The following is a 4,383-nucleotide window of genomic DNA, read 5'->3' on the forward strand; positions in this document are numbered from 1 at the left end:
GACAACCCGCTCGCGAAGATCCTTCGAATAGCTCAGACCCATGATCCACCTCCGCAAACGGTGAATCACAAACGCTGCAAAAAGGGAATCGCCCGATTCCGATTTCAGGTCCGACGCTCTAAACGAAGTCGATCTCGATGCGCGTTCATCGACACCACGGTGACCCCCGAAAGCCGTGCGGTAATCGGCGGCGTTTGCGTAGCTATCGCGCAGAACATCGCGCCATAGCGTGCAATCGGCGGGGATGGCGGGCCGTGCGGGAACCAGATGACAACTACGTCTACGCTATAGCCCCAAATTTCCGTGAAACCCTGCCGGTTGGCCCTGTTTTGCCTTCAACCAGGCTAGATCGGTTCGTTACCCCGAACGGCAAAACGATTGTGGCTGAAACCCCGGCTGTTCTTTCCAGCTTCCACGGGGCGAGGATTTGACCACTGAGTTTGGCCTGAGCAATTCATAGCTCTATCCCTCGAAGAATAGCTGCCACACACGGCGAACGACCGGAGGCTGAGGCGTACGCCTCGCGATCATGGCGAGCGACAGCGTCGGCAACGTCACGTCCATGATCTCGGCGTAGCGGACGCCCTCAAAGGTGAGGCGCTGGATCGACTTCGGGAGCAATGCCGCACCAAGGCCTGCTGACACGAGCGACAGCATTGTCAACGCCCGCGTCGCCTCCTGGACGATCCGAACCGTGATTCCGGCACTCGTGAAACTATCCATGATGCGAGCATGGAGCACGGGCCCTTGAGTCGCGGGAAAGAGGATCAATCCGAACGCGGCGACCTGCGCCAAGCTGACACCTCCCGTTGCCCCGTCATCCGGCAGCACGGCCACGCTCGCCTCCGCGGGAAGCTCCGATACGTCCAGTCGACCGCCGGTGCCGAATGGAGGATGCGCGAAGCCGATATCGATCGTCCCTTCCGCAAGGGCCTCCAATTGCTCGTTGGTCGACAGTTCGAGGAGCTTGGGCTGAACTCCTGGAAGCATCTGCCTCAAGCGGGCGAGACGCCGGGGCAGATGTTCGTAGAGAGCCGCCGAAACGAAGCCAATCCTGACCTCGCCGGCCGCGCCATGCTCCGCCGCTCTGGCAAGGGCAAAAGCGGCGTCCGCGTGCAGGACCGAAGTTCGGGCCTCGTCGAGAAAGGCCGCGCCCGCCCGAGTCAGGGCAAGACGCCGGTTCGCCCTGTCGAACAAGCGGACGCCAAGTTCCTTTTCCAGGCGGGCAATCGACTGGCTGAGCGGGGGTTGCGCCATGCCGAGCCGCTGGGCCGCGCGACCCATATGCAGCTCGTCTGCGGCGGCGAGGAAATGGCGAAGGTGACGAAGCTCCATATCACTACGATATCAAAAATAATCAGATGCATCATGGATTCGTTGTCTCAATCCGGACATTTTTGTTCAAGCACTGACGCCGATGGAGAGACGATGATCAAACGACCTATCCTCACGCTCGCGAGCGCCATCGTCCTTGCGACGGGCACGGCGTTTGCCACGGAGCCAACTGTTGTCAGAACGGATCGCTTCGTTGACCTTCTGTCCGGCGAACGCCTCTTCGTCCGGGAAGTTCGGCGTCCGGGTGGCCCGGTCGAAATCAATTCCGCCGTTCTTCTTGTTCACGGCGCGCGCGTTCCCGGTGTTGCGTCCTTCGATCTGCCGGTTCCGGGCGGCTCTCTTGCCGCCGATCTCGCGGCGGCGGGACACCTCGTCTACATCCTCGATCTGCGCGGCTACGGAACATCGAGCCGGCCGGGCGCGATGGAGCAGAACCCATCTGAGGCCGCCCCCCTGATGCGAACCGACGATGCCGTGGCCGACATCGCCGCGGCGCTGGATGCGATCATTGAGTGGAGCGGCGACACACAGGTCAGCATTGTTGGCTGGGCAACCGGAGGCCATTGGGCCGGGGCATATGCGGCGAAGTATCCGCAGACGGTAGACCGGCTTGTCCTCTACAACACCCTCTATGGCGGCACGAGCAAGCACGAAACGCTCGGCCACGGCTCTCCGCTCGAAGATCCTCACAAGCCGGGAAGTTTCAACGTCTCCGCTTTCGGCGCCTACAGACTCAACACGCGCGCGAGCCTTTTCCCGGCCTGGGACAACAGCATTCCTGTCGCCGATAAAGCATCACGGCGAGACGAGCGCGTCGCGCAGGCCTACGCCGATGCGGCGTTGGCCTCCGATGCTACTGCGACCAGCCGTCAGCCGCCGAGCTTCCGATCCCCGAGCGGAGCGATGGCCGACAGCTTTGAACTCGCGATCGGCAAACGGCAGTGGTCGGCCTCCGCACTCAACACCCCGATGCTCGTCGTCCGCTCCGGCCGGGACTTCTGGAGCCGTCCGCAGGACGCCCAAGCCATCGCCGACGAGGCCCCTCACGCCGAACTCGTGACGATCCCCGAAGCTACGCACTTCGTTCATCTGGACCGCGACCATGCCGGCCGGGCGGCATTCCTCGCCGCCGTGACGCGCTTCCTCGGACCATCGACAATCTCACCGAAACGAGAGTGAATGAGCATGAGATTGACGTTCGTATCCTTGGCGGCAACCACCTTCCTGGCCTTCGGCGTTCTGCCCGCGCTCGCGCATCACGGTTGGACATACTTCGATACCAGCCGCGTCTTCTATCTTGAGGGCCAGATCGCATCGGTCCGCTGGGGCAACCCGCATCCGGAAATCGTCCTGCGTGCGACGCCGAGGTCCGACGTTCCCGACCTGTCCAGTGTGCAATGCCCGGCGCTCAGGGTAGATCGATGATCTCTACCCAGTTCGGATTTTTTCCGAGCGGATATCGCTTCAGCTCCTTCAACGCGCCGCTCTCGAGGTCGATCGCATAAAGCGTCGCAGAATCGGACTTTTGCCCGGCGGCAACCAGAAAGCGTCCACTCGGGTCGAAGTTGAAGCCACGTGGCTGGGTTTCAGTCGCAAAGTTGCCGACAGGCGTCAGAGCTCCGGATTCACCGTCGACGCGAAAAGCCGCGATCGTGTTCGAGCTACGCTCGGAGGCATAGATGAAGCGGCCATCCGGCGTGATCCGAAGCTCGGCGCTTGCCGGGGCGCCACCCTTGAAGCCGGGCGGCACGACACTCACGCTCCCAACCTCGGTCAGTGTGCCCTTGCCGGCATCGAAACGGTACGAATTCAGCGTGCCGTCGAGCTCGTTGACGAGGTAGGCGAATGTGTCGTCGGGGCTGAAGACGAAATGGCGCGGTCCCGCGCCCTTCTTCGTCTCGACGAAGGGGGGATCGTTCGCTGCGACCCGCCCCGTTGCCGTATCGAACGTGTATTGCAGCAGAATGTCCCCGCCGAGATTGCTGGCGAAGAGATGTTTGTTGGCTCGGTCCGTCAGAATCGCATGCGCGTGCTTGCGGGTCTGGACAACCTGGACCGGCTCGGCATTGACGAAGCCCGGCCTGTCGATCGGATTGATCGCGATCTTGTCGCCCGTATAGGAGGCGCTAAGCAGGAAGCGGCCACTCCGGTCGGTCGCGACATAGGCCATGTTGTCCGGCAGTGGCACAGTCGCGAGCGGTGCGAGCCTGCCGGTCTGCGGATCGATGGCGAAGGAGCTGACCGAGAAGGGCTGCGAGCGCAGCGAGACGTAGAGATGGCGCTTGTCGGGCGAGATCGCCATCGGCATCGCGGTGCCGCTGACCGGTACGGTCTCGACAGTCCTGAGTTCGCGCGATTGCGCGTCGAGTTCCAGAACACTGATCTCGCGGCTGTCGGCATTCGAAACATAGACGATGGTCTTGGCGGTGGCGGTCTTGGCGGTGGCGGGCATGGCGGCCATCATCAGCCCAAGCAACGCGCCAACGCCAGTCTTCTTCGTCGCAACCATGGTCGTCCCCCTTGATGGATTCCGGCCGCCTTTGATTGCGGCACCACCTTTTCCGAGCAGGTTAGAGGGTCAGGATGCGTGGCGGACAGCTCAAAGGGCGTATCGACCGATCCAATCGACGCATCGTGCGCGGTTGCGTCGGCAGGACCTAAAGCATCGGCCCGAAAACTGGATCGCGGTTTTCGGGGCAAAGCCGATGCAAACACAAAGGGTTATAGCGCCCCCGTCGCGCGGCCGGGGACGCGATCCCCAGTGATTCGTCGCTCGCATCGGCGCGGCGTTTGGACGCGCGCTGTTTAGCCCGGCGTTGGCCGGTGAATTTCCTTGGCGGCGCGGTTTCCGGTAAGTCTTTGAAAAGATTGGAGCGGGTGAAGGGAATCGAACCGTATCGTGATTTATTGATATTAAAGCACTATTTATACCGAGTCCCGGAGATCGTGACTCGGGCCGGCTTCTCAAATCAGCCCCGGCCTGATTCAACATGGCGAACGAGGGAGGTTCGCCATGGCTATTCCGCTTCGGGCTGATTTCGATGGGCA

The 4,383-nt window shown here is 62.0% G+C and carries 4 protein-coding genes; 2 read left to right on the forward strand and 2 right to left on the reverse strand.

The features are described 5' to 3' along the window. Positions 1-462 precede the first annotated feature (462 nt). Complete coding sequence (locus tag FG93_RS22375) at positions 463-1,335, reverse strand: LysR family transcriptional regulator (RefSeq protein ID WP_043238699.1); 873 nt, start codon at positions 1,333-1,335, stop codon at positions 463-465. Positions 1,336-1,428: 93 nt separating this feature from the next. Here FG93_RS22375 and FG93_RS22380 point away from each other — a divergent pair, with 93 nt between their 5' ends. Continuing rightward, positions 1,429-2,514, forward strand: coding sequence for an alpha/beta fold hydrolase (locus tag FG93_RS22380; protein WP_043238702.1), 1,086 nt, complete (start codon positions 1,429-1,431; stop codon positions 2,512-2,514). 12 nt (positions 2,515-2,526) lie between these two features. Next, the gene (locus FG93_RS22385; RefSeq protein ID WP_210165836.1) at positions 2,527-2,760 is read left to right on the forward strand and encodes a DUF6152 family protein; all 234 of its coding nucleotides are present in this window, start codon (positions 2,527-2,529) and stop codon (positions 2,758-2,760) included. Here FG93_RS22385 and FG93_RS22390 read toward each other — a convergent pair. After that, positions 2,744-3,844, reverse strand: a complete 1,101-nt coding sequence (locus FG93_RS22390) for a lactonase family protein (RefSeq protein WP_244448697.1) — start codon at positions 3,842-3,844, stop codon at positions 2,744-2,746. The genes FG93_RS22385 and FG93_RS22390 overlap by 17 nt on opposite strands. Between the last annotated feature and the right edge of the window lie 539 nt (positions 3,845-4,383).

The sequence above is a fragment of the Allobosea sp. LC85 genome, assembly GCF_000735605.1.
Taxonomy (GTDB): Bacteria; Pseudomonadota; Alphaproteobacteria; order Rhizobiales; family Beijerinckiaceae; genus Allobosea.

What these genes read in the sequence shown, in the direction of transcription:
- FG93_RS22380 (WP_043238702.1), top strand. Translation starts at nt 1,429, where the DNA reads ATGATCAAACGACCTATCCTCACGCTCGCGAGCGCCATCGTCCTTGCG.
- FG93_RS22375 (WP_043238699.1), bottom strand. Translation starts at nt 1,335, where the DNA reads ATGGAGCTTCGTCACCTTCGCCATTTCCTCGCCGCCGCAGACGAGCTG.
- FG93_RS22390 (WP_244448697.1), bottom strand. Translation starts at nt 3,844, where the DNA reads ATGGTTGCGACGAAGAAGACTGGCGTTGGCGCGTTGCTTGGGCTGATG.